Annotated in this window: 29 protein-coding genes; 9 read left to right on the top strand and 20 right to left on the bottom strand. The window is 69.3% G+C overall.

All coding sequences use genetic code 11. The features are described from left to right. Positions 1 to 15: 15 nt before the first annotated feature. The 4 genes from WBK50_RS08000 to WBK50_RS07985 are packed head-to-tail and all read right to left on the bottom strand — an operon-like array spanning position 16 to position 3024. On the bottom strand, positions 16 to 453 hold the full coding sequence (locus WBK50_RS08000; protein ID WP_341334975.1) for a very short patch repair endonuclease: 438 nt from the start codon (positions 451 to 453) through the stop codon (positions 16 to 18). Positions 454 to 455: 2 nt separating this feature from the next. Beyond that, on the bottom strand, positions 456 to 1517 hold the full coding sequence (locus WBK50_RS07995) for a DNA cytosine methyltransferase (RefSeq protein ID WP_341334974.1): 1062 nt from the start codon (positions 1515 to 1517) through the stop codon (positions 456 to 458). Positions 1518 to 1576: 59 nt separating this feature from the next. Next, entirely contained in the window at positions 1577 to 2773 is a 1197-nt protein-coding gene (locus WBK50_RS07990; RefSeq protein ID WP_341334973.1) for a hypothetical protein, read from the bottom strand. Then, on the bottom strand, positions 2770 to 3024 hold the full coding sequence (locus WBK50_RS07985; RefSeq protein ID WP_341334972.1) for a hypothetical protein: 255 nt from the start codon (positions 3022 to 3024) through the stop codon (positions 2770 to 2772). Before WBK50_RS07985 ends, WBK50_RS07990 begins: the two co-directional genes overlap by 4 nt. Positions 3025 to 3348: 324 nt before the next feature. On the opposite strand from WBK50_RS07985, the gene WBK50_RS07980 reads away from it, so the two are divergent. Beyond that, entirely contained in the window at positions 3349 to 3729 is a 381-nt protein-coding gene (locus WBK50_RS07980) for a VOC family protein (RefSeq protein WP_341334971.1), read from the top strand. A gap of 237 nt (positions 3730 to 3966) precedes the next feature. Here WBK50_RS07980 and WBK50_RS07975 read toward each other — a convergent pair whose 3' ends face one another. Continuing rightward, a complete protein-coding gene (locus WBK50_RS07975; RefSeq protein ID WP_341334970.1) occupies positions 3967 to 4620 on the bottom strand; it encodes a hypothetical protein in 654 nt (217 codons plus the stop codon). Between the two features lie 595 nt (positions 4621 to 5215). Between WBK50_RS07975 and WBK50_RS07970 the strand changes: the two genes are divergently transcribed. Both WBK50_RS07970 and WBK50_RS07965 read left to right on the top strand, forming a co-directional pair. Continuing rightward, positions 5216 to 5494: a hypothetical protein gene (locus tag WBK50_RS07970; protein ID WP_341334969.1), complete on the top strand. Its 279-nt coding sequence runs from the start codon at positions 5216 to 5218 to the stop codon at positions 5492 to 5494. 110 nt (positions 5495 to 5604) lie between these two features. Beyond that, positions 5605 to 6195, top strand: coding sequence for a hypothetical protein (locus WBK50_RS07965; protein WP_341334968.1), 591 nt, complete (start codon positions 5605 to 5607; stop codon positions 6193 to 6195). Positions 6196 to 6201: 6 nt separating this feature from the next. Here the strand turns inward: WBK50_RS07965 and WBK50_RS07960 are convergent, their stop codons facing one another. Continuing rightward, complete coding sequence (locus WBK50_RS07960; protein ID WP_341334967.1) at positions 6202 to 6324, bottom strand: excalibur calcium-binding domain-containing protein; 123 nt, start codon at positions 6322 to 6324, stop codon at positions 6202 to 6204. A 697-nt stretch (positions 6325 to 7021) separates the two neighbouring features. Here WBK50_RS07960 and WBK50_RS07955 point away from each other — a divergent pair. From WBK50_RS07955 to WBK50_RS07945, 3 genes are all read left to right on the top strand, one after another. Then, on the top strand, positions 7022 to 7393 hold the full coding sequence (locus WBK50_RS07955; RefSeq protein WP_341334966.1) for a hypothetical protein: 372 nt from the start codon (positions 7022 to 7024) through the stop codon (positions 7391 to 7393). A gap of 356 nt (positions 7394 to 7749) precedes the next feature. After that, the gene (locus tag WBK50_RS07950; RefSeq protein ID WP_341334965.1) at positions 7750 to 8769 is read left to right on the top strand and encodes a hypothetical protein; all 1020 of its coding nucleotides are present in this window, start codon (positions 7750 to 7752) and stop codon (positions 8767 to 8769) included. A gap of 125 nt (positions 8770 to 8894) precedes the next feature. Next, on the top strand, positions 8895 to 9401 hold the full coding sequence (locus WBK50_RS07945; RefSeq protein ID WP_341334964.1) for a hypothetical protein: 507 nt from the start codon (positions 8895 to 8897) through the stop codon (positions 9399 to 9401). A 50-nt stretch (positions 9402 to 9451) separates the two neighbouring features. On the opposite strand, the gene mobF is transcribed toward WBK50_RS07945, so the two are convergent. The 10 genes from mobF to WBK50_RS07895 all read right to left on the bottom strand — a co-directional run bounded on the left by mobF (position 9452) and on the right by WBK50_RS07895 (position 20359). Beyond that, positions 9452 to 13855, bottom strand: a complete 4404-nt coding sequence (mobF, locus tag WBK50_RS07940; protein ID WP_341334963.1) for a MobF family relaxase — start codon at positions 13853 to 13855, stop codon at positions 9452 to 9454. Positions 13856 to 14096: 241 nt separating this feature from the next. After that, positions 14097 to 15170 (bottom strand): hypothetical protein, encoded by a 1074-nt coding sequence (locus WBK50_RS07935; RefSeq protein ID WP_341334962.1) that lies wholly within the window; start codon positions 15168 to 15170, stop codon positions 14097 to 14099. Continuing rightward, positions 15167 to 15841 carry a hypothetical protein gene (locus WBK50_RS07930; protein ID WP_341334961.1) on the bottom strand — a complete coding sequence of 225 codons (675 nt, stop codon included), beginning with the start codon at positions 15839 to 15841 and terminating at the stop codon, positions 15167 to 15169. The genes WBK50_RS07935 and WBK50_RS07930 overlap by 4 nt, the downstream gene beginning before the upstream one ends. Then, a complete protein-coding gene (locus WBK50_RS07925) occupies positions 15838 to 16491 on the bottom strand; it encodes a hypothetical protein (RefSeq protein ID WP_341334960.1) in 654 nt (217 codons plus the stop codon). The genes WBK50_RS07930 and WBK50_RS07925 overlap by 4 nt, the downstream gene beginning before the upstream one ends. Positions 16492 to 16614: 123 nt before the next feature. Next, positions 16615 to 16947, bottom strand: a complete 333-nt coding sequence (locus WBK50_RS07920; protein ID WP_341334959.1) for a hypothetical protein — start codon at positions 16945 to 16947, stop codon at positions 16615 to 16617. Beyond that, on the bottom strand, positions 16944 to 17993 hold the full coding sequence (locus WBK50_RS07915; RefSeq protein WP_341334958.1) for a type IV secretory system conjugative DNA transfer family protein: 1050 nt from the start codon (positions 17991 to 17993) through the stop codon (positions 16944 to 16946). Before WBK50_RS07915 ends, WBK50_RS07920 begins: the two co-directional genes overlap by 4 nt. Positions 17994 to 18036: 43 nt before the next feature. Beyond that, positions 18037 to 18846: a hypothetical protein gene (locus tag WBK50_RS07910; protein ID WP_341334957.1), complete on the bottom strand. Its 810-nt coding sequence runs from the start codon at positions 18844 to 18846 to the stop codon at positions 18037 to 18039. Between the two features lie 534 nt (positions 18847 to 19380). After that, positions 19381 to 19821 (bottom strand): WhiB family transcriptional regulator, encoded by a 441-nt coding sequence (locus tag WBK50_RS07905; protein WP_341334956.1) that lies wholly within the window; start codon positions 19819 to 19821, stop codon positions 19381 to 19383. After that, positions 19818 to 20060: a hypothetical protein gene (locus tag WBK50_RS07900; RefSeq protein WP_341334955.1), complete on the bottom strand. Its 243-nt coding sequence runs from the start codon at positions 20058 to 20060 to the stop codon at positions 19818 to 19820. Before WBK50_RS07900 ends, WBK50_RS07905 begins: the two co-directional genes overlap by 4 nt. 44 nt (positions 20061 to 20104) lie before the next feature. Next, complete coding sequence (locus WBK50_RS07895) at positions 20105 to 20359, bottom strand: helix-turn-helix domain-containing protein (RefSeq protein WP_341339335.1); 255 nt, start codon at positions 20357 to 20359, stop codon at positions 20105 to 20107. A gap of 223 nt (positions 20360 to 20582) precedes the next feature. On the opposite strand from WBK50_RS07895, the gene WBK50_RS07890 reads away from it, so the two are divergent. Beyond that, positions 20583 to 21245 (top strand): hypothetical protein, encoded by a 663-nt coding sequence (locus WBK50_RS07890; RefSeq protein ID WP_341334954.1) that lies wholly within the window; start codon positions 20583 to 20585, stop codon positions 21243 to 21245. Continuing rightward, positions 21203 to 21700: a hypothetical protein gene (locus tag WBK50_RS07885; protein ID WP_341334953.1), complete on the top strand. Its 498-nt coding sequence runs from the start codon at positions 21203 to 21205 to the stop codon at positions 21698 to 21700. Before WBK50_RS07890 ends, WBK50_RS07885 begins: the two co-directional genes overlap by 43 nt. Here WBK50_RS07885 and WBK50_RS07880 read toward each other — a convergent pair. Beyond that, positions 21686 to 22261 (bottom strand): NUDIX hydrolase, encoded by a 576-nt coding sequence (locus WBK50_RS07880; RefSeq protein ID WP_341334952.1) that lies wholly within the window; start codon positions 22259 to 22261, stop codon positions 21686 to 21688. The genes WBK50_RS07885 and WBK50_RS07880 overlap by 15 nt on opposite strands. Before the next feature lie 43 nt (positions 22262 to 22304). Further along, positions 22305 to 22778: a GntR family transcriptional regulator gene (locus tag WBK50_RS07875; protein WP_341334951.1), complete on the bottom strand. Its 474-nt coding sequence runs from the start codon at positions 22776 to 22778 to the stop codon at positions 22305 to 22307. A gap of 257 nt (positions 22779 to 23035) precedes the next feature. Here WBK50_RS07875 and WBK50_RS07870 point away from each other — a divergent pair, with 257 nt between their 5' ends. After that, entirely contained in the window at positions 23036 to 24568 is a 1533-nt protein-coding gene (locus WBK50_RS07870; RefSeq protein ID WP_341334950.1) for a hypothetical protein, read from the top strand. Positions 24569 to 24974: 406 nt separating this feature from the next. Here WBK50_RS07870 and WBK50_RS07865 read toward each other — a convergent pair whose 3' ends face one another. Both WBK50_RS07865 and WBK50_RS07860 read right to left on the bottom strand, forming a co-directional pair. Continuing rightward, positions 24975 to 25121 (bottom strand): hypothetical protein, encoded by a 147-nt coding sequence (locus WBK50_RS07865; RefSeq protein ID WP_341334949.1) that lies wholly within the window; start codon positions 25119 to 25121, stop codon positions 24975 to 24977. Beyond that, on the bottom strand, positions 25118 to 25360 hold the full coding sequence (locus tag WBK50_RS07860; protein WP_341334948.1) for a hypothetical protein: 243 nt from the start codon (positions 25358 to 25360) through the stop codon (positions 25118 to 25120). The genes WBK50_RS07865 and WBK50_RS07860 overlap by 4 nt, the downstream gene beginning before the upstream one ends. Positions 25361 to 25424: the final 64 nt, after the last annotated feature.

The following is a 25424-nucleotide window of genomic DNA, read 5'->3' as shown; positions in this document are numbered from 1 at the left end:
ACACTTTTACGCGTCTTACGTGACCGCAAGAGGCGGCAGTGAGCGCTGCTCGAGGACGGCGGTTGCTGCGAGCGACGGGTCTGCCCGGACTGTGCATTCCCACAGCCTAAGGACAGTCCAACCGCGTTCCTCGGCCAACGCCGTAGACCGGGCGTCGCGCTCCCGATTGCGGTGCATCTTCTGCTCCCACAGGTCAGCGTTCGGACCCGTGAAAGGAGTTTTCCTACCGTGGAGCGGGCAGGAGTGCCAGTAGTCGCCGTCGACGAAGACAGCGACGCCATGACGGGGCAGTACCAGGTCAGGGGTACATCCGGGGGCAATCCGGCGGTGCAGTCGAAACCGAGCACCAGCAGCGTGCAGCGCTTTCCGTAGGAGCACCTCAGGCTCGGTGCTGACCTTCTTGCGGCCTCGAAGGTGGGTACTCTTCGAAGTGCTAACCCATCCGTCCGCCACGGCTACTCCTCGTCGGTGAGGGCCTCGATGACAGTCCTCGCCAGCAACGGGGGCACGGAGTTGCCTAGCTGCGCCTGGATCGAGTTGCGCGAGCCGACAAGCTCGAACTCGTCGGGGAATGTGAAGAGCCGCTTCAGCTCGGCTACGCGGAGTCGACGATTCTCCCAATGAAAAGGGCCGACATACGGACCGGGCTGTGCCTGGATCGTCGGAGACGGCTTGTCGGGATCCAGCTTCAGGAGGAATGACCAGTAGCGGCTGCGCCACCTGAAGAGCGGTTCCGGGTGACCACGCTCGGCGGTGTAGTGCAGGTAGTTCCCACCCGGCGGAATCCCTGGTAGAAGGTGCCCGTACTGGCCGGCGACCTCGTCGGCCGGCTCCGGGGTGGTGACGAGCCCGGCCAGGGCCTCACCCGCCGTCTGATGGGGGGAGTCGGCCTTCCCCACGTTCTGACGCTCCCAGCGACCACCGTGCGATGCCGACGGGAGGGTCGGGGTGCGTGCACCCTTGGGTGCTCCGACGATGACTAGCCTGGGACGTGCCTGGGGGACGTTGAAGTTCGCCGCGTTCAGTACCTCCCAGTTGCAGTCGTAGCCGAAGTCGTCGATCTCCCGGAGCAGGCGCTCGAAGTGGGGGCGGCTCTGCTTGTTGTTGTAGGTGAGCGCGTAGACGTTCTCCAGCACGAAGTACCGCGGCTTGAGGTCACGCAGTACCCGCGTGTACTCCTGCAGCAGAGAGGCGTTCGGGTCCAGGCCGTCACGCTTCCAGTCCAGCCAGAAGCTCGACTTGCTGAACGGGGTGCACGGCGGCCCGCCGATCAGCAGCTCCGGGCTCTCCTTCGGCCCCAGCCCGGCGGCCTCACGGATCTGCTCCGACGGGACCTGCAGGATGTTCTCCCGGATCACCGGGGACCGAAGATCGGGGAAGTTCTTCTCCATCGTGTCTGCGGCGTCGTGGTTGTACTCCACGGCCGCCTGCACCCGGTAGCCCGCCTGCTCCGCGCCCAGGTCAAGTCCCCCGGCGCCGGAGAACAGGGAGACTGCGACCCCTCGTTCCTCGCTCACAGGCACAGACGATGCCATGGGGCACCGACGATCTGGGGAAGCCGCGCTGTCCGTGCTGCTCACAGGGCCTCCAAGAGAGTCGGCTTCCACACCTCGGTGACTCGCTGCAGGGCGGCGAGCCGGTCGTCGTGCTCCTTGTCCTTGTCCATATCCGCGGTGGCGCGGTAGGCGAAGCGCCACTCACCGGTCGGCGCGAACAGGCAGGCAGCCACCACGTCGAACTGCTCGGGCCGGTAAAGCCGGCCAGCCGGGTCGCCCTGCGTTGCGCGGGTCTTCTGCACCTCGACCTTGATGTCGCCGTTGGCGTAGCGCTTCGGGGAGCTGTTCTTGCACTCGACCCGGACGGTCCTCCCGTCCTGCATCACCACATCGAAGTCATGGGCACCGTCCTGGTCCAGCGACGTCGCCGACACTACCTGTGGGTCCGCATCAAGCACCTTCTGCAGGTGATACTCGGCGACCCCGCCCCGCACCGCCACCGTGAGCCGGTTGCGCTGACTGATCATCTCCAGGATCTCAGTGCTCGTCATGTCAAACTGCGCCTCGAGCCCATGCAGCGAGGTCGTCATCTCCCCGGCCGTGTCGACGGTCTTGCCCGCCTCCACAGCCGTGGTGAACCGCAGTGCCGGGTCCAGACCCAGGTCAGCTGCACGCCGCTCGAACCGCACATAGTCCAGCAGCCTGCGGGGCTCGAACAGGACGAAGGTCTCCAGGCCTTCCGGTGAGCGCCGGTCCGGCCGGCGCCGCCCTGGCAGGTTGTGCCGCTCGAACACCGCCCAGCCGTTGCTCGCCACCGCCTCGGCGACCTGCCCGTCCTTGAAGTACGTCGAGATCCCCATCGGGAACGGGTCATAGATCTGCGGGTCGAGCCCCACGAACACGCCCGCCGCCATGCTCACACCCAGCACCAGGGTCGTGTCCACGTTCGCGACGTCGTAGCCGACCGGATGCGACCCGCCCCAGCCGTCCTGGCCGCCGTAGCGGATCTGCAGCTTGTGCTCGTCCTTCGGCCGGTTCCCCGTCTCGATCCGGTTAGCCCGGAACGGGTAGATGATCACCCCGACCCGCTCGCCCGCTGCTGTCTGGACCGCGAAGTACATCGGGGCGCGCTGCGGGCTCGTCGCGTAGAGCACCTGCGCACCCGACTTGGCGAACGCTGCAGCGATGTAGTCGGCGAGGTCCTCCCGACGCGACACCCGGTAGACACGCGCGAACGCCCGGCCCGCGACTGCGCCGGGACCGGCATCCTCCGTCACTCCGGGTCCTTGACCATCAGGTAAGGCTGAGCCCACTGGTAGGCCGTCGTCTGACTCAGCCCGGTTGCCCGCGCAATCGCCGGCCACGACAGCCCCCGCCCGTGCAGCTCAGCCAACAGCCGGCCCGACCTAGCCCTGCTGGCCAGGTGAATCTCCTCTGCCTGGCGTACCGCCTCGAGGATCTCGGCCTCGGTCAGGCTGCCCACCGCGCCAGACAGCTGACGAGCCAGGTCGTCGAGGTCGTCGGGCACCATCTGACCGTAGGCGCACTTCCTTTCCGAAATCAGAAAGGGAGCGTGCCCCTTGCAACCGCACACCCCCGGCCCGTCGATCCGGCAGTCACCCGGGCCCCTACATCCCGGGGGTCTCGCCGCCTGAGATGAACTGAGCCAGTGCCGCGGACTCCCCGGTCCAGCGCCACAACCACCGCCTCTTCCTCAGGCCCGGCGGAACGAGAGAAGCGACCGGACGTCGCAAACGGCAGCGGGCAGCGACCCATCCGTGAGGACTGACCCAGGCCGGAAACCGGTCAGACTCTTGACCTCGACCCAGGTCGAGGTCGCACCCTGAGTTCCATGGCCATCGCGTTCAACCACACCATCGTCGCCACCCACGACCAGCAAGCCGGCGCGCGCTTCCTTGCCGAGGTGCTCGGGCTGCCCGCGCCGACCCGCTTCGGACCGTTCAGCGTTGTCGCGCTGCCCGACGGAGCGAGCCTCGACTACATGGACAGCGACGAGGTGCCTCCGCAGCACTACGCGTTCCTCGTCTCCGAGGACGAGTTCGACGCCGTGACCGGGCGACTGCGGAAGCGGGGCGTGCCGATCCACGCCGACCCGTGGCACGGCACGCCGGGCTATAACACAAGCGACGGAGGCCGCGGGGCCTACTTCGACTCCCCGGAGGGCCACAACCTCGAGGTGATCACCCGGCCGTACGGCAGCAGTCAGACATAGCTGCGTTCACCATCGCGGCCTGGCCGGCGCGGTCGAGGTCCTCGAGGGCCGCGACAGATGCGGTACGGAGAACGACGGGGTGTGGCGGTGGTGGGACACCTTCGGCGGGCGTGGCCTGTTCAAACCGGAGCGGGTTCGGCCCCGCAGACCGCCGCGGGAGGGCAGCTGCGAGTCACAACGCCAGCCAGCTCACCGCCGCCCGAGCCAGATACGGCACGGGATCCACCCGCGGCGCGATTACGCCACCGCCCCCGCTTCGACCTCGCCAGCCGCGCCCTCGCCGTCCCCGCCATAGGCTATGTCGGGTTCCGGATCGGGGCCGTCGACCGTGAACTCCGTGCCGCACGCCCCGCACAGGATCGGCCCGGCGACCAGGACCGCCTTCGAGACACGAATCTTGCGCCCACATCCGCACACGGCCGGCGGCGACGGCTTCGACGTCTTCCCAGCCCCGGTGATCTCCACCGCCCGGATCAACCGCAGCGCCTGGCCGAGCTCGCCGATCGTCACCGCATAGGTCGCCCGGGTCGCGACCGGCAGGCTGGTCGGGGACCACCCCAACTTCGCGTCCTTGGTGACCTCGATCTCCAACTCCTCAGCCAGCGCTTTGAACCGGGCGTTGTGCCACCGACCCTGCCGGGACGTGTCTTTGATTCGTCGCACATGCGCGAGCGCGTGCGCGGCCTCGTGCAGCAACGTCGCCAGCACCTCGGCAGGGCCCCGGGCCAGACCCTCGCCCCCGACGAACACCTCCGGGAACCGCTCCCCGGCAGCCGCACCGTTGGTGTCGGCCGCCTTGGGCTGATCCGGGCTACTCCAGCGCATCGCCGCGAAATGCCCCAAGCGCAGCGATGCCCCCGACCCCGATCCCGCGCCGACGATCAGCACCACCGGCGGAACCTCCGGGTGCCGGGCCCGGATCGCCGACCACGCCCCCTCCAAGGCTGCGACCATCGGCGCACTGATCCCCGCCGTTGACGCGGCCGCGTCAATCGCGGTCTCCTGCTCGGAACCGGCGCTCGCGCTGCTGGACATCACAACCTCCGTGGGTCTGCTGGCCCGTCCCCTTGGGGTGGCGGGGTGCTGTCCCCCGCCGCCGTAAGGCGCACCTGCACGGCCGTGGAGGCTCGCGGTCAAGGGCGACCGAAGGTCGTCGCCGAAGGCGATGCGCAGCGCAGCGGAGCACCCTTTACCGGGAGGTCGGCCGTGCTAAGCCAAGGGCCGGCAGGCCCCGCCCGAAGGGCGCCCACCTTCTTTTTTGCTTGGCCGGCGCGGCCCTGAGCGCGTACTCGCCACGGAGGCCTGCGGTGGCCGGGCGTCTGGCCTGGTTGCCGCCTGACTCGGTCCGGCCGTTGACTTCGCCAAACCGCCAGAGGTCGAACTAATGTTCGATCTGGGTTACCGTGGGGCTCGCGCGGTGGCCGGCGATGGGGAAGGTCGGCGGCCCCGCGCGACCCTGGTCCGCGGCCGCTGGAGGGTGGACGTCATGAGTGGTTCGAGCCGCTACGACCGCGAACGGCCACCGCTGAACGCCGACGTTGCCGCCGAGGCCCGCGCCTACTCGATCATCGCCGAGCTGCTCGTCGACTACCGCGACGAGGTGATCGGGGACCGCGAGGTCGCCATGAACCTCAGTAACCTCCTGCACAACGCGGCAATCGAGCTGAACAACGGCCGGGCGATCCCCCCCGGTATCCGCCGCGCCGTTCGTGGGCTTGCGAACGCCTTGCGGGAGTCTTTGGACCCCAACACCCGAAGCAGCTGACCGCCGCTCACGGCGCGAGCCGATGGACTGCGCCGCGGCCCGGTTGAATCGCTGTCGCCCGATTCTTCAAATGCCCGCGGCGGCCGAGTTAACTGGCTACCGTCCATGGCATGGAGGACGACGGCCTCGACGAGAAGCTGCCGCAGGACCTGGCGGACGCGCTGACGGCCTGGTCGCTCGCCGCGAACTGCGTGCTCTACGAACGCGACCCAGGGCCTACCCTGCTCAACGTTGGTAGCGCTGACGAACCGCGGTATCTGCCGCGGGCGCAAGCATGGCGCGACAGCTACGCCCGGTTCCTACTGGAGCGCCTCGACGCCGACCATCTGCGTACCGCTGCAGCTCACCAGGCCGCGAAAGAGCGCCTGGCCCACACCCAAACTGTCGGGTTCCTCCGATCGATCTACCGAGCAAACCGTGAGGAAGGGCGCCTCGCCGCGCTCCGTGCGGTCTCGCCTGCCTCCATGCGAGAGATTCGTCTGAGCCACCAGATCGCGGTCGAACTGTGCGCCCGCGCCGAGCAGATCATCACCGAGGCTGGCGCTGACCACGACGACATCTCGCGGCGCCGCCTGCTCGCCGCAACCCACCACGGCAATACCCTCACCGCCCTCGGCGCGATCCCCGGCGTCGCCGAGAACAGCACCGATCAGCTCATCCACGAACTCGACGACCTCGACGACAACCCCCGGCTTTCGTGATCGACGTCAGTCTCCGGCGCATCCGACACCGTCACCGTCTCGGTCAAGAGCCCTCCGGTAACCGGGGTCGCCCGCATGAATGGGTGCGGCCCCGGCGGCTCGCACCGCATCACAGTTCGCGTAGTACACCGCGGCCGGCGCTTCCTCGGTGGTGCGCCGAGTAGTCCGGTCGGACTCCGGGTTCGGTTCAGGGTTCGGCTCTGGATTGGGCCGCGGTTTCGGGGTTTCCTGTGGCGTCGTGGTTGTGGTCGTCGTTGGCGGCGCCTGGTTGACCGTGGCGGGCGCGCGCCACGTCGTCGTAGCTGTGGTCGTGGTTGTCGGGCGGGAGAGCGGCCTGGGCTCCTCGTCGCCGCCGCTGCACGCCCGGATAAGCCCACCGAAGATCAGGACGAGGACGACCAGGCAACCACATCCCGCGACAGGGTGCCCTTCTGCGATCGGCTCACGCTGCGATCCCCAGGGCTGGGGTACTGCGCGACGCAGTGGGCGGGCCGAGAACGAGCACGTGCGAACAACCTTCCAAGTGTTGATCAAGGGAGCGTGCCGTTGCTCGCCACACGAGGCTCATCCGTTACGCCCGAGCGCCAGGTCGGGCGTTGCACGTCGCAGACCTCCTCAGACGCCACACATCCATGCTGACGCGTCAGTAATCGCACCGATCACAGATGGCCGAATTGACAGATCACTGTCAATGGCCGAATGAAAGGTCGCTTTTGCGATGCTGAGTGAAATTGTCGGGATGCCGTGCAACTATTCCCCTATGAAGACTGTGACGGGCCACGACATCGCTCGAATTCCGGTGCGAAACCTTCGAGTGTCGCGGGAGGTGTTCGGCGAGTTCTGGCGCGAGGCGGAGGTGTACTCCGCGGCGGAGACGGCGGCGGGCCGGCCGTCGTGGCGCGCAGGCGGGCTGGTGATCGCGTGCCGGTGGATGGCGTGCTCGACCACCGACGTGAACGGCTGGCGGTCGTTGGCGTTGCGGCCGATCACCGGTGGGACGCCGGTGGCGTATGAGGAGCTGATCGAGGCCGAGTACGTCGCGGCGGAGATCCTGGCGGCGAGGGATCCGGCGACCCGCCGCTACGCCGATCGACCGGGCTACGTCGAGGCAGTGTGTGCGGTGCTGCAGTGGGCGTGGCGGCGTAACGGGCCCCGCCCGGTCATCGGCCCCACGGCAGCAGTCAGCGCCGCGAGCTGATCTGCTCGCGGCGCCCGTCGACGGCGGTGGGCTAGCGCGGATTTGGTGCAGCGCATCGGCGCGGCGAGGGAGGCCTGCGCGTGGATCATTGGACCTGGACGACATTGCTCGCCGAGCAGGCGTTGCTGAGACAAAGCCTGATCGTGACGGTGGACGCCGCTCAGGCCGCGGAGGTCGCGGGGATCCTGCGAAGGCTGGCCAGGGATGCCGTTGCCGCGGCAGATACTGCAGCCCCGCTGCATCGCGCTGATCTCGCCGGGTCCGCTGCCGCTCTCCAACGCGTGGCGGGCACCGTTGGTCCCACCGAGCCATAATCTTGCTGGCTGACTTGCCGTGATTGCTGGTCTGCTTGCTCGGTGCAGGTGAAGGACGAGCTATTCCGCAAGGGCGCGCTTCGCATGCGTGCTCTGGCCGAGGACATCAACCGCTGCGCTGAGAAGTGTGCCAGCGTCGCCGGCTCAGTGATGCCGGGCGAGATGGTGCAGTTCGAGGACTTCGACTCAATCGTCAACGAGGTGGACCGAGCGCTGTGGGCTATCCGCACGCTCGACAACGAGGTGTATTGCGCATCCGGTGGCCAGGACTATGTCGATCTGCGGGGCACTACTCCGTGCGGGCAGGTGGTGTGGGCATTCGCTTCGCTGCGGGATGTAGCGACGCACCGTGCGGACGTGGTGGACCCCGACATCAGACGAGCGGTCGGGCCACTAGATGAGGGGCGCTTTCTGATCTTCCCCCGCTGGAAGCAGCGGACAGATCTGCCCGTTGACACCTTCCGGAAGCAGCACGGTGGCGTCTACGGCACACGCATCTCCGCCTACGACAACCACGTGGCGGGGAGGCATGTCCTGGACACACTCATCGATGCCTTCGCGTTCTTCGACGCCTGCGACGGTCAGCTAGCACGCAGGGATCCCGACGGACAGGTCGAAGGATTCCCGTTGCGACCGCTCTCGGGAAGGGCGGTCGGCTACTACCGGCTCGGACCGGACTGGCCGACCCATGAGGAAGCCGAGCGCAACCTGTTCGAGTTTGCTGCGAGTGCGAGGCCTGCCGGCTCCGCCCGATCGATCGTGGGCACGCTCCAAGCTGGAACTACCGTCTGTGGATGGACCGAGTTCCAAACTCGACGAGCGTCGTTCACCGAACCCGTGCGGCAGGTCGTTGCAGACATAAGCCGCGGTTACCCTTACGTCCTGGACGCTGACCGCTCCCCAGTTGAGACGGTCGGCGACCAGCTGGTCACGGCCGATGGCCGAGTGCTGTCAGATGCGGTGCCCGACGTGGAGACGTCCAGCGACGCTTCGTGGATGGACTGGTGGATTGATATCGGCCTCAACGCCGACCTCTATCTGCGGCAGCGAAAGGGCATATGACGCCTACGGTGCGCAGGTGCCCCATATGGGTCGGTCTTGCCGCCCCACGATAGTGTTGCAGAACTCTCTCCGCTGCCGTCATCCAGCATGGTCAGGCGTCTATGAAACCGGCGAAAGGCTGATCGATGAGCGCACCCGTGACCTCTGGGACTATCGACGAGGAGTTTGTGCGGAACTGGAGCAGCCGTTATCCCCTCGGGGACCTTGAGCGAGACCTACTGGAACGCGTAGGGCCAACGGCTGCCAAGCGTGGGTACTTCACCCGGGCGGACTTGCTGGCGGTCGGCCGCTGGAAGAGCACCCGCGTGCTCAGTCGGCTGAACTCGAACTCGGACGAAGACATCGAAGACATCACCAGGGTCGCCTTATCAGCACCGAACCGTCTGAAGCATCGGATCCTGCACTTGCTGGCGGGCGTCCAGACGCCTGTGGCCAGCGCTCTGCTGACGGTCTGGAACGCGGACATGTTCACAGTGACCGATGTTCGGGCGATGGAAACCCTTCGTGCCCATGGAGAGTTCAGCGGACCCGATCCACGCTATACGCCCTACCTCGCGCTCTGCCGTGACATCGCCACGAGAAGCTCGATGCGATCTGCGAACTCTAGATCGTGCGCTCTGGACGTGGAGTAAGCAGCTGGGGTCGGCCGACAAGTCAGCGAAGGCTGATCCGGTCGCCTAGCCTAGGCGTCGGCGTACTCGTCGCCGGGGCTGCGTTCTTCCTCGATGCCGTGTTCGGCGGGGTGGTCGTCGGTGTGCCAGCGCACCAGTTCTGCGGCGCGCTGTTCGGTGTCTTGCGCGTCGAGGACCTGGCGGGCGGTGACCTCGGCGAGTGCCCGGCGGGCGTCATCGAGCGCCACGCTGGTCTCGTCGGCGGACGGGACCCGCACGACGTCTTCGTCGACCTGGGCGGGCTCGCGCACGGCGATCTCCCGCACGTCCGGCTCGACCGCTACCTCCATTCGTTCGTCTCTGGTCCTGACGGTGGCCTCTCCTGTGTCGTCGGTGTCCTCGGCGCGGGTGTGGTGCTGGTCGGGTTGGTAGAGGTCGGCCTCGGTGATGTCGCGGTGGGCGTCGTCCTCTTCCCGGGCGGCCTTGTCGGCGGTGATCCATTCCTCCGCGGTCACCTGTGGTTCTGGTTCCTCGTCGGTGTGGCGGATCGCCAGCTCGGCCTTGGATCGCTCGCCCCTGACCCTGGTTTGGGCGGTGTGGGCGAGCCAGATCGCGCGGGCATCGTCGATCTCCTGCAACTTCGCCGCCTGCTCGTCGAGCACCTGTGCCAAGGCGGCGGCGTCGGCGGCTTCCTGTTCCAGCCGTCCCTGCTCGTCCGGGTCGGCGGCGGCGGCTTCGGCGGTGCGCAGCGCGACGGTCTGGCGCTGTGACGCCGCGGCCTGGCGGGTGCCGGCCAGTTCGTTGCCGACGTAGCGGGGGCCCCATGCGTCCTCCCTCGCCGCGGCACGGACGCGGACGTGGAGTTGCCCGTCGGTCAGTTCCATCTCCTCGCGGTCGGTGTCCGCGCGCCCGAGGGTGCGCCACGCGGCCCGGTAGGCGGCAAACGCCTCGGTCTGCCCCGGCGCCGGCGCTTGACCGAGGACATCAGCGGGGTCGTCGCTGTCGTGGCCGCGCAGCTCCCGGTAGCCGGCGACGGTCGCGACCTTCTCCTGCCAGCTCGCCCGCTCCGTCGGGTCCTCCGGGACCTCACCGAAGGTCTGCACCGCCCACCCGGACGCGTCAACAGCAGCCTGGGCGCCGAGATCGGCGGTGCGCTGATCCGCGGCCGCGGCGAGGCGGGCGAGGTAGGACTGCCACTCCGGGTCGGTGACGGTGGGGGTCCACTCGGCCCAGGATCTGCCTTCTGGGTCGAACCGGTCGCGCTCGGTGATCCGGGCGTAGACGACGTTGGTGACGTTGCGCGCCCCCGACAACGGCCGTCCGGCGACGGCGTCGACGAGGGTCTGGCGGGCGTCACGCCCGGCCAGCTCCGCGCGCCGCAGCACGCGGGTCAGGGACGCGGCACCGTCCTCGGCAGCGATTCGCGCCCGCTCCAGGAACGACAGGGTCCCATCGGCGGTCAGCTCGTCGAGCCAGGTCACGGTGCGGTCGGTCGCGGCGAGCTGGGAGGCGTCGGCAAGCAGCTCCGCCGGGGTGCGAACTGCCTCGGTCTCGCTACTGGACTCGGTGGCCGTGGCAAGGGCGGACTTGGACCCGCGGGCCTCGTCGGGGTCCAGCAGCCCGGACAGGGCCGCGATCGGGTCACGGTGGATCGTCTGGTCCTCCCGCCCGTCCGCGGCATCCTCGACCACCGACACGGTCATCACGTGCGCGGTGTTGGACTCCCGCCCCCGCGACATCCCGACATAGAGCGCGGCCGGGCCGGTGCGCCCGGTGACGACGGTGTGCGCGGTGTCGACCGTGGCGCCCTGGGCGGCGTGCACGGTGGTGGCGTAGCCGAGCGCCAGGTCCGCGGCCACGTACTCGGTGGGCAGGACCATTCGTTCCGGTGTCATTCCGTCGACGGCAGGTCCGGTCGCCGGGGTCACCTCGAGCGAGCCGTCCTCGCGTACCGCGGTCACTTTGTATGTCTCGCGGTTGATCGGCCCGCGCCGGTTCCCCTCGACCCCGGCGAGGTGCCAGCCGTTGCGACGCGCCTGCACCACGTCCCCGACCCCGGCGGTGGTGCCCTCGAGCCCGAGCGACACTCCCGTCTCCTCGACGCGACCGAGGCGGACCAGCTCAGCGCGCAGCTCCGACGACAGACGGGCGGCCTGCTCGTTGCTGTCGACCAGCAGCAACGAACGCTGTCCGGCGAGGGTATCGGCCAACCACGCTCGCGTAGCGGACTCCTCCGCCTGCGCAACGGTGCCGGAGTCCAACAGGCGGCCGTGCTGGTGATAGTCCCGCAACACCGCCTCGTCGCCCGCACGCAGCCGCAGCGACGCGGCCCGTTCCCAGTCGGCGGTGAACCGGCGCGCGTCGGCGAGCTCGTAGCGGGCACCGGAGTTCGCGAGGAGGTCCATGCCGCCGCCGGCGCCGACCGCGGCGAGCTGCTTGTGGTCGCCCACCAGCAGCAGCTTGGCGCCCGCGGCGTCGAGAATTTTGTGGATCGCTGCGAGGGCGGCGGTGTCGGTCATCGCGGACTCGTCGACAACCACCAGGTCCCCGGCGTGCAACCGCCACGACGCATCCTCGCCCTGCGCCTGGGCCTGGATTTCGGCACCCGGCGCGGCCAGCCGCTCCTGCGTCGTGAGCCAGCGCGACACATTCCGCGCCCGCAAGCCCTCACCCGCCAGGACGTTGGTCGCGACCTGGGAGGTCGCCAACCCGAACACCCGCCGCACCGGGCCTCCGGAGAGTTCCGGGTCCGACCAGGCCTTCGCCAGGGCACCGACGACGAAGGATTTCCCGGTCCCGGCCGGGCCGACCAGGGTCTCGATCCGGGCACCGGAGGTGAGGACGCCGCGGACGGCGGCGGCCTGGTCGACCCCGAGTTCGATGCCCTGCTCGGCCAGCCCAGTCAGGAACCGCTCGACCTGCGCCGCGGGCAGGGTGGCGGCGTCGCCGTGCGCGGCCGCCGCGACGAGGTAGCGCTCGGTGCGGACGTGGTCGGGTGTGGCGTAGAGCTGCGCCCCGGGCTGTTGGTAGACCGATTCGCCGTTGGCCAGGCGCAGCGCGGCCGGGAGCGCCTCGTCCGCCGGCCGGGCCGCGTCGAGCGGGGTCGCCGAGCGCAATGCCTGCTCAGTGAGACCGTCGAGCAACCGGGCGACGTCAGCCCCGTCGGTAGTGCCCAGGTAGTCCGGCAGCGCGGCGTTGATCGCCGCGGTCAGGTCCGCGCGGGTCCAGGCCGCCTTACGGGACTGCACATCCGCCAGCGCGGTCTCCATCACCGCCGATGGAGACCAGGTCTGCGCCGCCACGTTCCCGGTGCGGGCGGCCAGGGCGGCGTCGGCGACCCCGGCCAGCCCACCACTGATGTCGGCGCGGATCCGGGAGTCGATGCGCTCCAGCAGCTCGGCGCGGGTCTCCCCGTCGTGCGACTTCGCCTTCCGTGTGACCAGCGTGGCGGCCTGGTGGATCCGCTCGCGCTCGTAGCTGGTCGGGGCCCGCCCGTAGCGCGCCTCGAAGTCCGCGACCAGCTCCGCAGCCTTCGCAGTGAGCTTGCGCCGCCGGGTAGAGATCAGGTCCATCGCCTCCGCCGACACGCCGACGACCTCGCGGGCTTTCCCGTCCGGGCGCGTGGCCAGGAGCATGCCGAGGGTGGCGGTGATCCGTTCCTCCGTCGTCCGCTCCGCCACTGCCGCCCCCGCCGTGCGCCAGCGGTGCAGGCTCCGCCCGTCCACGGTCAGCCACTTCCCGTCCGGGCCCTCGACCCGGTTCAGGATCGTGTTGTGGATATGCAGCTGCGGATCCCGCTCCCGGGAATCGTGCTGGAAGAAGGACGCGACGGTCCACTCGTGGGCATCCGCATGGCGCCCAGCGGCGCCGCCGTGGTGCCCGATGCGGGTGTAGCCGGCCTTGTCCTGCAAGTAGGTGAGGCCGGCGTTGTTGCCCGCCCAGATCGCGTCCTCCACCGCGGTCCGGAACCGACCCCACGCCTGCGCCGACTCCTCGTCCCCGGCTGTACGGGCAGCGACTTCCTTGGCCTCGAACGCCGTGTGCAGCAGCGTCACCGACTTTTGAACACTGAACGTGGCGTCGTAGAACGCCACGTTCCGCCGCGCGTTCTTGCCCGCCTCGACCCGGAGTTCAGCGCGGCGTTCAGGGCTCGCGCCGGGCTCGCGTTCAATCGCCTCGGCGTACAACTCCTCCTCGGACTTGTACGCCCGACCGGTCTGCCCGAGGGTGTTCACCTCCTCCCACCGGGACGGGTCGTTGAACCCCTCGCAGCGCGGGTCGAGGAACCGCTCGTAGACCGCCCGCATATCCGCGGCGTCGACCAGGCCGCGCAGGCCGAGCTTCTCCGCGCCGGCGCCCCACCAGCGCCCCGGGGGCTCGCCCTCGGCGACCGCGCCGGTGTAGTAGTTCTCCCGCCCGGTCGCGACCTCCTTCAACAGGTACTCCGGGCTGTAACCGTTGCTGATCCTCAGCACGAAAACCACCTTGTCCCGGCCGTCAGTGCCGCACACTCAAGATCAAATAGCGGGGTGGCGGTTCCCGGGCGGCCGGAGGCCGGAACGGGCCCTGGGATCGTGATGCAAAGGTGTGCATCCTCGTTTTGGGTCTTGGTCCTGGTCGTGTTCTTGGCTGTGGTCGTGGTCTTGGTGTCTTGATAGGTGATCTGGCTGGTTGTTGGTCTGGTGGTGCTGGTCGTGGTGATGAGTGCGTTGTGGGTCATGAGTTCTGGTGCTCGTTCTCGCTCAGGGAGCGGTCGTAGTTCTGGCTCTCGACGGCGTTCGGGGTCTCGCGGAGGGTCTTGAGGACGGCGGCGGCGGTGCCTCGGGACACCTGCGCGGCCTGCTCCAGTTCCGAGACCGTGGGCAGCGCGCCCCGGCGCTCCAGGTGCGCCCGTGCCACGCCCTCGGCTCGGTCCCGGACCGGGGAATCCAAGGGCTTGGACGGTGAACGGTCCGAGGTGCTGTTGACCCGTCGGGCCGGGACCGCCGGGGCCGCCCCGGGCTGAACACCTGCGCCCGGTTCCGGGCGGTGTTCAGTGGGGGTGGTGTTCAGTGCGTCGGCTTGTACAGCGGGGGTGTTGAACAGGGCCGGGTGAACACCCGGGCCTGAACGGTGACCGGTGGACAGCGCGAGTACCGGCGCGCCGACCAACTCGACCGCGACCTGCTCGCGGACGACCGTCAGCGGCTCGGTCACCGGCGCCGCGGCGGCGGTGATCTCCGGCCGGGGCGGGGCTACGGCTACTGGGGGCTCCTCGCTCGACGGCGCGGCGGCGGGCGGCCGGTCGTGCTCGGGGCGGGCGGACTCGGCCAGGAGGTAGAGCAGGTGCGCTACCACTGCGGCGGCGATCGCGGGCCAGGCCCCGATCCCGAACCGCAGAGCGGCCGAGACTTCGAACGCCGCCGCCGTGCCGTCCGCTCCGGGCGCGGCGCTCGTGTCGACGGAGGCGAGGTAGCTGGCCTGGGCCAGACCGGACAGGCCGGCGGCCAGGACGACCACGCCCCACGCGTAGCGCCGCGCGGACCCGGCCAGGCGGGCAGTGGCGGTGTAGGCGACGAGTGCGAGCCCGTCGGTGATCAGCGGGTAGAGCCAGGCGATCAGCGTCGGCACGGTCGCGGCCGCGGCGACCTCGTAGAGCCCGTGCGCGGTCGCCACCGCCGCCCCGACCGCGACGGCCAGGCCGGGCAGCCACACCGCGGCCCGCACCCAGCCGCCACTCGTTGACAAGGGCGCGTCAACGCGGTCAGTTCCGGCCCGGTCCTCGGCGCGGTGATGGTGGGCGGTGGTCATCGGAAACTTCCTGCTCCGTTCATCGCCGCCCCGATCAGAGACGACTCGTGCTCGACATCTGGGGCCTGCGGGGCCGTACCGGCCCGGTCGGTGGCCCACCACTCGGCGATCGCGCCGAGGTCGGCGACCGCGGGCACCACGCGAGCGGCGCTCGTGGTGGTGGTCCAGCCGGGGCGGGTCTGGTGGTTCTCCCGCGAACACGTCCCCGCCGTCGCGCGGATGCGGCGCACGACGCCGGGGCGCTGACGGTCGTGCCAGTCCCCCGCCAACCCCGCCGACGCCCCTGCGCCCTGGTAGGCGGCCGACCAGGCGTGCATCAGCCACACCAGCTCCTCGACGACGTCGGGGTGCCAGCACCAGCACTCCGGCAACACCTCGACCCCGTCCGGGTAACGCAGGAACACCTCCCCCAGCCAGCCCGCGAGCCCGTTGAGCAACTCACCGGTCGCGGCTTGGTCCTCGGGGGCGAGCAGCCAGGACGGCGCCGCCGGGGCCGCCTTGCGCGCCGAGAGCGCCGCCACCGAATCCGCCAGCCGGGCCAGCAGCGCGGCGAGCTCGTCGACCCGCTCCGGGACCCCGGCCAGTCCACCGACTTCGCGGCGCAGCGCGTCGACCTCCCGGGCCAGCCCGGCCACCGCCCCGGACCCGGCCTCCTCAGGGTTCGTGCTCATCGCGACACCGCCTCTCCCGCGGCCGCCGCCGCGCCGTCGGCCTCGTGGAGCCCAGCGCTGGGCACGGTGTCGTCGAGGGCGGCAGCGACGCTGGTCTGGGCAGGCAGCACCGTGCAGGCCTGCCGCGCCCGGTCGAGCGGATCCTGCCCAGCCGCCCCGGGGCCGAACGGCTCGGCGTGCTCCTGCCCAGCCCCCGCCTTGGCGTCCTGGGCCCGGTCCTCGTCCTGATCGCCGGTGCGGGCTCGCTCGGTCCAGTACCGGACCTCCTGGTCGATACGGCCGCCCCGGCCGTGGGCCTGGTCCCGGTCGATCGTGGCTGCCGCCCTTGTCCACGCGGCCGCCTCCCGCGCGGCCCGGGTGCGGGCCGCCTCGACGGTTTCGCCCTGCTCGAAGTCCACCCACTCGAACCGGCGCCGCGCTTCCGCCACGTCCGCGGCGTCGAGGCCCCACTGGTGCACTGGCACCCCGACTTCGGCGGAGAGGTCGTCGAGGTAGGCGCGTACGATCGCCTCGGCTACCTGAGGCGACCGGCCCGCCTCCACCGAGATCCTGGCCGCGGCCTCGGTCGCGGACACCGGCACCAGAGACGCGTCCGGGTCGTCGATCTCGCGGGCGTACCGGTCGTGCTGGCTGTTCGTGGTGCTGCTCATCGTGTGTCCTCCTCGTGTGCCCGCCCGGGTTTCGGGCAGCGCAAACCAAGGCCGCGACGTCCTCGCGTCCCGAAATCACTGCAGGGAGTGCCGGCGAACGTGTCCCCGCGCCGGCGGCGGGGTCTAGCGGGTCAGCTCCCGCGGGCCCGGCTCACCGGGCGACAACTCCGTGCTGCTCGTGCGGTGGTTCTGCTGGGTGGCCCACCAGCGGGCCCCCTCGATCTCATCCGCGGCGTCCTCGCGGCGCTCCCACACCCGACGCGCCAACACCCGGGCTCCCGCCACCGTCAGCACCCCACCCGCGGCAGTGGCCGCCGCAATCACCAGGCCGGTGCCGGTCACCACGACCGCGACCGTGGCGGTGATCGTCAGCACGAGCAGGACCAGGAGAACGGCCGGGGCGGTGTCGTGCCCGCCGTGCTGGGCAGAGAACCGGATCTCCTCGTGGGGGTTCATGAGGTGCTCCGCTCCGCCGTCACCGGCTGCCCGGCCTCGGCCTGCGCCTGCTCCGGGGCCTCGCCCGGCTGCTCGGCGCTGCTGTCCTGGTCGGTGTCATAGACCTGGCCCTCGATCACCAGGCCCTCGTCGAGCGCCTCACGAGCCGGGGCGGGGGCGAGAACCTGTCCGGGCCAGCCCGGGACCAGCAGCGCCACCCACGACCGCACACCCGGCACCCGCGCCACCAGGGCGGCGATCCGTCGCGCCAGGTTCGGCCGCCGCCGGGACAGGGCGGCCCAGCGCATGTCCGGGCGCCGCCACGCCATCTGCGCCTGCCCGACCACCGGGGCGATCCCACGACGGATCACCAACACCCGCCCCGGGCGCATGGCCGCGATCTGCGCGGGCGAGAGCACCGGTGTTTTGCGGCTCGAGCGCGACCGGGTGCGGCCGTGGGGGTCGGTGGTGTCTGAGGACTCGTCACGGTCCCCGCTCAGCGTCGACCAGAACTCCAAATCCTGCTTATCCCGCGACCCGCCGAACACCATCACCGCACCCGCGTTGTTCAGGATCGTCGCCGCCCCGTGCTCACCGTAGCGGGCCAGGAGCTGGGCCCGGGACTGCACGACGCACAGGATCGTGACCCCGCGCCCGCCCATGTCCGCCGTCCACGACTCCAGCGGGACCGGGCAGATCAGCGCGGCCTCGTCCAGCGCCACGCGCAACGGCGGGTCCAACCGGCCACCCGGCCTCGTCGCCGCGATCCGCCGGGCCTCACGGGCGATGTGCCCGGTCAACGCACACACCAGCGGCGCAGCGTGAGACTCCTCCCCACCCAGCAGGAACACCGTCGCCCTGGACTCCAGGAGCTCGGCGACGTCGAACGGACGCGCCCCCTCCGGGCCCAGCCCGGCAGCCTCCCGCGCCGGGGCGGAGGTCAGCCACCCCATCGTCGGCATGATCGTCGAGGTGATGCTCGTGCGGGTGCGGTCGTTGGTGCCCACGAACTGCTCGAAGCTCACCCCGAACGCCGGCTCCGGCGAACGCCGCAGCAGACCGGTCACCTCCTTACGCGCCCCGTCGGGGTCGGCGACCCACCCCAGGACCTCACGCATCGACCGGTGCCCGAGCGCTGCGGCGTGCAGGAGTGCTTCCAGGACGCGGCGGCCTTGGAGCTTCCCAGTACTCCCGGTCCCCGCCGCCTCCGGAGGAGACGGCGGAAAGCATGTCCGCGGCCCGCTCGGCTGCGGTCACCGGATCCCCGCACCCAGTCAACGGGTCGAACGTGATCGTCGAGGGCTGCTCCCCCAACCCGACGGCGTTGAACACGAACACCGGGCCCAGGCGCTGCCGGTACGGGGTGCACAACTCGTGCAGGTCCAGCTTGGTCGAGGTCACCAGCACCGCGCCGGGGGAATCGATGATCTGACCCGCCAGCCAGCCCGTCTTCCCGATCCGTGGAGACCCGGTGACGAGCACGACGTCCTCGATCGAGGCCCATACCGTCGCCCACCCCACCCGGCACAACCGCACCGCGACCTCCGACACCCGCACCCCGGTGACCAGGGCACGGCGGGAGAGGCCGGCGAACGACGGGCGGACCTGGGCGGCCTTGCGCAGCATCGCCCACCCACCGGCGAACCGGACCACATCCCAGGTCGAGGCGACTCCGGACTTGCGCCGCGACCGGGCGCCCCAACGGGTCACCGTCGACGAGGACCGCGACCACCGATGCCAGGCGACCACCCCGACCAGGGCGGCGCCCATCAGCAGCACCGGAAGGCCGGCCACCGCGATAACGCCCCATAGCGGGAGGAGCGCCACCCCGCCGAGCAGGACGGCGAGGGCCTTGGCGCCGCGCTTGGCCGCGATCACCGCTCCGGCGATCGGGGCCACGATCAGGATCAGCGTCCACATGCTCACCACCCCCGATCCCGCACGTAGGCCGCGACGTCGGCGGCGTGGCGGACGCAGGACCCGGCGTGTCCGGACTCGTTGTCGGCAGGGTGGGACTCGAACGGACCCCGATCGGTCACACGCTCCTGGCATGACCCGCACCGCCAGTACGTCGAGGACCGCTCGAATCGGGAACGCTCCGCACCCGGCAGCGGCTCGCTCTCGACCAGAACCCGATACACCACCTCACCCCGACCGCAATAGCCGTCGCGGTCGTCCTCGATCCCGAGGACCTCGGCGATGTCCTCCCATGACCGGCCCGCCGCCCGCGCCTCCCTGGCATACCCCCCACCAGCGAACCCGCGATCCCCTGCACCGCCAACGCCGCCCGGATCCCCGCCCGCGGGTCATCCAACGCCGACCGGGTCAACAGCCGGAACCCCTCCACCGGGGCCTCCACGATCGACGCCCCGAACACATCCCGCGCCGCACGCCGCACCACCTGACCCACCTGCGACCGCACCGCGGCCATCGCCTCGCTCCTCGCACCCGCGTTCACGCCGCACCCCGCTTTCTCTGCTCCTCGCGCGCCTGCGCCACCCACCGCTCGACCGTCCGCGGCGTCACCCCGAACTCCCGCGCCACCTCGGCCCGGCCAGCCCCGGCCCGGATCGCCGCCCGACCCGCCGTCGCCAGCTCCCGCTTCGACGCCGACGACGGCACCACCACCGCCACCGCAGCCGCCGCGACCGCAGGCCGCGGAAGTCGAGCCCGCAGTTCGCGTCGCTCGGACTCGCTCAACCCGCCCGCCACCCAGTGCCCCAGCTCGGCCACCGCGAACTCGCGGCACTCGGCGAGCACCGGGCACCCCGCGCACACCCGCTTCGCCCGCGCCTCCTGCCGCACCAACTCCGGCCCCGCCTCGGCAAGCGGAAAGAACACCTCCGGGTCCACATCCCGGCACACAGCCCGCGCCGCCCATTCCCGCCCGCTCATCCGACGGCCCCCGAGCTGGCCTGCTGCGGCCCGGAACCGTTCAGCGCAGGCGTCGACGCCTGATCCACCGCCGACATGAACCCCGACACCGCACCCGGCAACCCCTGCCCCACCGGCGTAGCGATGAACAACACCAACGCCACCAGCGAGAACACGATCGCACCCATCGCCGACCGCGCCTTCGCGCAGATCACCGCGCCCGCGATCGCACCGAAGATCAACAAACCCACGCTGCTCACGACTCAGTCGTCCTTTCGTCCAGCTGCTCTGGTTGCGCCGCGACTCAGCCGGCGGCTTGCCCGGGAACCCAGCCGGAGGCGTCGACCACGCCCTGACTCGCGACAGCGGCATCGACCATCTCGGCAACCGCGCGGGCCGGAACGATCAGTCGGCCCCGCACTCGGACCGCCGGGAACTCCCCGGCGCCGATGGCCCGGTACACGGTCATGGCGGACATGCCGAGCATCTGAGCGACCTGCGCGACGCTGTAGAAGCGCGGCGGCTCGGCGGACTCCTTGTTGACCATCGATCCCTGCATCACTGCCCCGCTTCTGTACATGTTCTGCACGTGTACTGAAGAAGCTAGGTACAAGTGGTCGGGCTGTCAATCCCGTTGCCTCCTGTGGGACCGAGATTGCGGCCGTGACAGGGGTCGCCGGCAGATGACGCGGGATGACGTCAGGTGACGCGACCCGGCGCATCAGGGTTGATTCCTGCAGCTCAGGGCGTCATGGTTAGACAGGAGAAGATCAAGGAGGGCGATGTCGAACCGCCTGGCACAGCTCCGCTCAGACCGCGGCTGGAAGAAGGTCCGGCTCCTCCGCGAGCTTCGCACTGCCGCGGTGCGACGTGGTGTGCAGCTACCGAAGGACGAGAGCCTGGGGCGCCGGGTCGCCGTCTGGGAGAACCAGGGCGGCGCAGTCGGGGACTTCTATCGAGACCTCCTGTGCGAGGTCTACGGCGTCTCTGCGTTCGAACTCGGACTGGTCGACCCGGCTCTCGTCGAGGAGACCGCGACGACGGTCGGCGAGCTTCCCGATCGGCCAGCCTTCACCCGGCTCGACGCAGGCCTCGTCGAACTGCTCCGCGGGCAGACCCAGAGCATCCGTCTGCTCGACCGTCGCCTGGGCGGTGCCGCGATCTACCACCAGACCACGGGGCACGTCGACAGCATCGAGGACCTGATGCGCTACGCCCTGCCCGGCGCCCATCGCGAAGCCGCCGCCGACGAGCTGGTCAAGCCGCCGCATTGGCCGGCTGGCAGGCACTCGACATGGGCCATCTGGATCAGGCCTGGCACTTCCACGAGAAGGCGACAGCAGCCGCACGCGAAAGCGGCCAGGTCGCGGGCTACGCCTATGCGAGAGCACAACAAGGATTCGTGCTCCTCGATGCCGGGGAGGCGGCCGACGCCCTCGCCCTGATTCGATCAACGCGCGAGCAGGCGGGAACTGCGGTTTCCGCAATGCTCAGGGCGTGGCTTCACGCAGCCGAAGGGGAAGTGCTCGCCAATCTCGGCGACCGCGACTCAGCTCTGCGGGTCCTCGACGCAGCCGCGGATGAGCTGCCGTCCGCGGACGAGGAAGGACTCCCGTTCGTCATGCTCAACGCCGGCCACCTCGCCCGCTGGCGCGGCCACTGCCTCGCACGACTCGGCGAAACCAGCGCCATCACCGAACTGACGGCCGCCCTCGACGCCATGGGCGAGGGCCAGTACGGCCGGGCGGAGGTCAGCCTGCGCGTCGACCTGGCCCTGGCCTTCCAAGCACGGGGCGACGCAACCCAGTCCCGAATTCATGCACAGCGGGCGGCCACTCTCGCCGGGCGAACCGGCTCCCAGCGCCAACGCAGACGAATCGACGATCTACTCGGCGCGTGAGCGCGCAGTCGGCCCGCTCAACGCCAGCACATGCAGGAGCCCGACCAGCGATCCCGAGTTGGCGATGCGGCCCTTCGCAATCAGCTCCGGCACGTCAGCCAGCGAGATCCACTCGAACGAGCCCTCATTCAGCTCCGTCGCATCCGCAACGCGCTCGACACCCCGAGCGAGGAACACGTGGTGAGCGCTGCGAACGGTGCCGACCATCGGCTCGAACGACACCAGGTGCTCCACGGAGCGAGGCCGGTAGCCGGTCTCCTCCTCGACCTCCCGGGCTGCAGTTTCAGCGGGCGACTCGCCCGCGTCGAGCAGACCGCCCGGCAGCTCCCAGTTCCACACGTCCGGCACAAACCGATGGCGCCAGGACATCAGGACGTTCTCTCCCGCGTCGTCGAGAACGACGGTCATCGCAGCGGACGGCAGCGTCACCGTGTGGTGGTCGAACCTCTCGCCCGACGGAACCGAGATGTCGGCGAGCCCAACCGTCACCCACTCGTTCTCGTAGATCGGGCGCTCGCTGTGCACGATCCAACGTCCGGCGTCGTCCTGCGGGCGCGTCATACGATCAACCGTAGCCAGCCGACGCAGCAGCGAACACCCGCCGTCAGCGTGGAGCCGGGTACGCCCCCGCCCCTTGCTTGACCACGACGACTCCGGCGTCCACCAGCTGCTTGTACGCGCGCCGCACCGTGTTGCGGGAGACTCCGTGCGCCTCCACAAGGGCCGCCTCGCTTGGCAATGGGTCGTTCGTTCCGAACTCGCCAGCGGCGACGCGTGCCGACAACTCGGCCGCGATCCGCTCGTACGCGCTCACCGGCTCGACGTTGACAGGCGTACCAACCACCCGCCGGCCCTGCCCCGGGACGACCTCCACGAGACCCTCGTCGACGAGCATCGCAAGTGCGGCACGCACCGTCCCGCGCGACACCTCATGCGCCTCAGCCAGGGTCAACTCAGACGGCACGAGCGCGCCGGGACCGAACTCCCCCCTGGCGATGCGCTGCCGCAGATCCTCCGCGATCTGCCGGTAGGTACCACGGGGTGCCACTCGTCCACGCTCCTGCTCGTTGCCGATCAACTACACCGTCATCAGGCTAGCGCTGAGCAAGTCACCGGATCCGTCACCTCAGTGCGACCCGGCGATGACGCCTCCCGGGGTTCAGACTTCCCCTACCTTGTTCAGGGGCGCCTTGCGGCGCCACCCGCGCGGTACTGCGGCCTCCGGCCGGTCATCACCCGGCGCGGCCGATTCGATCCGTTCTATCGCGGACGTTTACACCGGAACGGGACGATCTTGTCGTATCATGGTCAACAATGCGATCTGTGGTACGCCGGATGATGGGCAGGCTGCGAAAGTTGACTAGCGATGAGGAGGAGGTTCGGAATGAAGGGGGGCTTCCGCCGAATGTCCGACTGGCAGAGGAGGGCGGTCGAACAGTCGTATACACAACGCACAAGACGTCCGACGCGGGAACTATAGTTGCGCGACAGGACTTTGATCCGGTCGTAGCCCATCACTATCGCCCGGCAGGGATCGGTAACGACATCCCGATCTACACTGGGAAGTTCTCCCTAGCGCCGGACCTAAATGTTGAGCATGAAGGCGACATTCACTTCACCTGGAACCCTACCCCTCGCTTGATTGCGCGGGGCGGCGCTAATCGCAGCATCATCGATGACATCTTTGGCGCTGCAGGAGATCCTACCGAGGCTCCGAAGTGGACGCGGATGGGCGATGTACATGTCGACACTTCTCTTGGCATTCCTCCCCAACCGTCAGGTGAACCGTCTATCTGGGATAAGGGCATTACCAATAGCTGGATGGAGGATCGAATTGCGAGCCCAGATGTCGGCGAAGGGGACGACCTCGACAGTCTGACCTTCCTGATTCCGAACGGCTGGCAGAGCATCGGCGGCACACGCGTCAGGGATCGTGAGAAGCCGTGGGTGTGGTGGGACGGGGGCATCCGCGTCCAGGCGGCCGGCTGGGCTCTAACGCTCGACCCGATAGCATCCCTGTCTCGGAAGTACTGGCAACAATTGGCTGCTAGCGGAACGAGTGACGTCACTCATGTCGGCAGGTTGACCCGAGTTGACGCTTCACGCTTCTCGGCTGCGGACGCCGAGAAGCCATGTAATGCAATCAGACTTGCGATTAGCTTGGCTCTGGGGCGGTCGGTGCAGTGCCTGCTGCCGGTGGGCTGGCAAGAGTCTAAGGCTGTCTGGGCCAAGTGGCATTGCGGCGGCGTTGATCGGATGCGAAACGTCCATGCTTTGCTCGACGAGACTGAGGCAGTGGATCAGCTGGAGCAGATTGTTGCCCGCTGTCTCGACTTCACGGCCGACGAGTACCGCGAAGAGGTGCTCCAGTACGCAATCTCCTACTATCTCACTGCTAGCTACGATGTGAATGTTGAGCTCGCCGTCGCATTGCCGGTGTCTGCTCTTCAATTGCTAGCATTCTCGCGCTTCGTTGAAATCCGGGGCGTGGAGTCTAAGGGTTCATGGGAGGCTTTAAGTACGGGTCAGCAGATCAGGCGCCTGCTGAACGACTGCTCCGTCCCGCTCGGAATTCCGGCTCATTTTACGCACTTCCAAGGTGTGGCATCAATACTCGGACCGATGTCAGACGGAAGTCCCCGCGACGCCTTGCAGTGTTTGATCAAGATGCGCAACGACATTATTCACCCCACGCGGGACAAGGCGACGAGGTGGACGGCCTACCAGTGGGCGGAAGCGTCCGAGATTGCTCTTGACTATTTGCGCTTCGCGATTCTCAACACGATCGGCTATAGCGGGCGCATACGTTCGGCGGCTCAAGAGTCCAAGTATCTCGGATCGCTAACTGAGGTGCCCTGGGCGCCATAAGCCATCATGCGTCGATGCCCTCGCCGGGCGGGCAGGTCTTCAGGATGGCGGCACCGTGCCATCCCGAAGACCTCCCGGTGGGCGTATACCGGACGGCCACCCGTGGGCGGAGCGTGGCAAGGTCAGGTGCGGTTGCGTCGAGGGCCGCCCACGGGCGTCCGTCCGGTCGGTCTGGCGACAGGTCAACGGGATGGCACTCAGTAGGCGCGGGACGTGGGCGTGCCCCCGGAGTACCCCCATAGATCAACGGCAGAAGCCCGCGTCGAGCCGACGCCCGCGACAGGTGCGCTTGCGAGTCTGCGCAGCGTACGAGGGTCAACAGCAAGTGTCGGGACCCCGTCGAGGTAGTGGATCTTGACTCCGCGGGTTCGGGGTTCGATCCCCCGGGGGCCGACTCAATGCCAGGTCAGGGCTTCGACTCGGACTCCGGGCCATGATCGGCCCCCGGAGTACCCCCAGAAATGGGTTTCAGGGTGGCCGTGCCGAAGACCTCCAGGACGACGGCCGCGCCGGTCCGGGCGACCTTCCGGCCGAGGTAGTTGTCCTGCGTCATCGACACCTTCGAGTGGCGAGCTGGTCGGCCGCCTGACGAGCGGTGAGCCCGGCCTGGTCCATCAGCGTTGCGACGGTCTTGCGGTAGACGTGCGAGCTCACCCAGTCGTAGCCGGCCTCCGTGAACACCTTCCGGAGATCGGACTGGGTGTTCGACGGGTCGCGGAGCCCGCCGTTCGGCGACGTGAAGACGGCGTCCCACTGATTCGGAGCGACGGCAGCCCGGCGGCGGAGAAGCATTCCGGCCGTTCCACGTCGACAGCTCCAGCTTCCGGAAGCCGCTCTTGCTCTTCGGGCGTGGCTT

The sequence above is a fragment of the Pseudonocardia sp. T1-2H genome (assembly GCF_038039215.1).
Classification (GTDB): Bacteria; Actinomycetota; Actinomycetes; order Mycobacteriales; family Pseudonocardiaceae; genus Pseudonocardia.
This window is presented reverse-complemented; position numbering and strand designations above follow the sequence as displayed.

Bases quoted from the DNA above. Each gene is read 5' to 3' on its own strand.
- WBK50_RS07980 (WP_341334971.1), top strand. From the start codon at position 3,349: ATGGCCATCGCGTTCAACCACACCATCGTCGCCACCCACGACCAGCAA.
- WBK50_RS07970 (WP_341334969.1), top strand. From the start codon at position 5,216: ATGAGTGGTTCGAGCCGCTACGACCGCGAACGGCCACCGCTGAACGCC.
- WBK50_RS07965 (WP_341334968.1), top strand. From the start codon at position 5,605: ATGGAGGACGACGGCCTCGACGAGAAGCTGCCGCAGGACCTGGCGGAC.
- WBK50_RS07945 (WP_341334964.1), top strand. From the start codon at position 8,895: ATGAGCGCACCCGTGACCTCTGGGACTATCGACGAGGAGTTTGTGCGG.
- WBK50_RS07935 (WP_341334962.1), bottom strand. From the start codon at position 15,170: ATGACCACCGCCCACCATCACCGCGCCGAGGACCGGGCCGGAACTGAC.
- WBK50_RS07930 (WP_341334961.1), bottom strand. From the start codon at position 15,841: ATGAGCACGAACCCTGAGGAGGCCGGGTCCGGGGCGGTGGCCGGGCTG.
- WBK50_RS07925 (WP_341334960.1), bottom strand. From the start codon at position 16,491: ATGAGCAGCACCACGAACAGCCAGCACGACCGGTACGCCCGCGAGATC.
- WBK50_RS07920 (WP_341334959.1), bottom strand. From the start codon at position 16,947: ATGAACCCCCACGAGGAGATCCGGTTCTCTGCCCAGCACGGCGGGCAC.
- WBK50_RS07910 (WP_341334957.1), bottom strand. From the start codon at position 18,846: ATGTGGACGCTGATCCTGATCGTGGCCCCGATCGCCGGAGCGGTGATC.
- WBK50_RS07905 (WP_341334956.1), bottom strand. From the start codon at position 19,821: ATGAGCGGGCGGGAATGGGCGGCGCGGGCTGTGTGCCGGGATGTGGAC.
- WBK50_RS07895 (WP_341339335.1), bottom strand. From the start codon at position 20,359: ATGCAGGGATCGATGGTCAACAAGGAGTCCGCCGAGCCGCCGCGCTTC.
- WBK50_RS07890 (WP_341334954.1), top strand. From the start codon at position 20,583: ATGTCGAACCGCCTGGCACAGCTCCGCTCAGACCGCGGCTGGAAGAAG.
- WBK50_RS07880 (WP_341334952.1), bottom strand. From the start codon at position 22,261: ATGACGCGCCCGCAGGACGACGCCGGACGTTGGATCGTGCACAGCGAG.
- WBK50_RS07870 (WP_341334950.1), top strand. From the start codon at position 23,036: ATGATGGGCAGGCTGCGAAAGTTGACTAGCGATGAGGAGGAGGTTCGG.
- WBK50_RS07865 (WP_341334949.1), bottom strand. From the start codon at position 25,121: ATGACGCAGGACAACTACCTCGGCCGGAAGGTCGCCCGGACCGGCGCG.
- WBK50_RS07860 (WP_341334948.1), bottom strand. From the start codon at position 25,360: ATGCTTCTCCGCCGCCGGGCTGCCGTCGCTCCGAATCAGTGGGACGCC.